Raw genomic sequence first — 1,863 nt, forward strand, 5'->3', positions numbered from 1 at the left:
GTGAACCGGCTTCGCGGCGCCGAGCAGAATCGGCCCGATGGCGATGCCGCTGCCCGCCGCCGTCTTCAGCAGGTTGTACGAGATGTTCGCCGCGTCGATATTCGGCAGGATCAGCAGATTCGCGTCGCCTTCGAGCGTCGATTCCGGCAGCACTTCCTTGCGCAGCCGCGCATCCAGCGCGACGTCGCCGTGCATTTCGCCATCCACGTCCAGATCGGGCGCGCGCTCCTTGAGGATCGCGAGCACGTCGCGCATCTTCTGCGCGGTCGGGGCATTGCTCGTGCCGAAGTTCGAATGCGACAACAGCGCGATCTTCGGCACGATGCCGAAGCGCTTCACTTCTTCCGCCGCCAGCATCGTGATTTCAGCGAGCTGCTCGGGCGTCGGATCGACGTTCACGTGTGTATCGACCAGGAAAATCTGCCGGCCCGGCAACACCAGCGCGTTCATCGCCGCGTAGACCTTCGCGCCTTCCTTCTTACCGATCACCTGATCGATGAAGTGCAAATGGCGATGCGTGGTGCTCACCGTGCCGCAGATCATGCCGTCGGCTTCGCCCTTCTGCACGAGCATCGCGCCGATGAGCGTCGTGCGGCGGCGCATTTCGAGCTTCGCCATCTGCTGGCTGATGCCCTTGCGCGCCATCATCTTGTAATAGCTCTGCCAGAAGTCGCGGTAGCGTTCGTCGTGATCGGTATCGACGACCGTGAAGTCGGTGCCCGCCGTGAGACGCAGGCCGAACTTCTGGACGCGTTGCTCGATAACCGCCGGCCGGCCGATGAGAATCGGCTTGGCGATCTTTTCATCGACGGCGATCTGCACCGCGCGCAGCACGCGCTCTTCCTCGCCTTCCGCAAACACAATGCGCTTTTTCTCCGGCTCGACGCTGCGCGCGAGCTGGAACACGGGCTTCATCGTCGTGCCGCTGTGATAGACGAACTGCTGCAGATGCTGCTCGTAGGCTTCCATGTCCTCGATCGGACGCGTCGCCACGCCGCAATCCATCGCGGCCTTCGCCACGGCCGGCGCGATCTTCACGATGAGACGCGGATCGAAGGGCTTCGGAATCAGATATTCGGGGCCGAACGACAGATCCTGAATGCCATAAGCCGTCGCGACGATATCGCTCTGCTCCTGACGCGCCAGTTCCGCAATCGCGTTCACAGCCGCGATCTCCATTTCCTTCGTGATCACGGTCGCGCCAACGTCGAGCGCCCCGCGGAAGATGAACGGGAAGCACAGAACGTTGTTGACCTGGTTCGGATAATCCGTGCGGCCCGTCGCCAGCAGCGCGTCCGGGCGCACTTCGAGCGCGAGTTCCGGCAGGATTTCCGGCGTCGGGTTGGCGAGCGCGAGAATCAGCGGCTTCGCGGCCATCTGCTTGACCATGTCCTGCTTGAGCACGCCGCCGGCCGAGAGACCGAGGAACACGTCCGCGCCTTCGATCACTTCGGCGAGCGTGCGCGCGCTGGTTTCGCGGGCGAACAGTTCCTTGTCCGGATCCATCAGTTCGGTGCGGCCCTTGTAGACCACGCCGGCCAGATCCGTCACGAAGATGTTCTCGCGCTTCATGCCGAGATCGACGAGCAGGTTCAGGCAGGCCAGCGCCGCCGCGCCAGCGCCCGAGGCCACGAGCTTCACTTCGCCGATGTCCTTGCCGACCACCTTCAGACCATTGGTGATCGCCGCCGCGACGACGATCGCGGTGCCGTGCTGGTCGTCGTGAAAGACTGGAATCTTCATGCGCTTGCGGCATTCCCGCTCGACGATGAAGCAGTCCGGCGCCTTGATGTCTTCCAGATTGATGCCGCCGAAGGTCGGTTCGAGCGCGGCGATCACATCGACGAGCTTGTGCGGATCGCT

1 protein-coding gene is annotated in these 1,863 nt (G+C 63.3%); it reads right to left on the reverse strand.

Annotated features, from left to right (window positions below; all coding sequences use genetic code 11):
* Positions 1–1,863: NADP-dependent malic enzyme (locus NCR38_RS11290; protein ID WP_250477081.1), on the reverse strand; the 1,863-nt coding region annotated here is incomplete at both ends.

Origin of the sequence: Caballeronia sp. INML1 (genome assembly GCF_023631085.1) — a bacterium.
Classification (GTDB): domain Bacteria; phylum Pseudomonadota; class Gammaproteobacteria; order Burkholderiales; family Burkholderiaceae; genus Caballeronia; species Caballeronia turbans.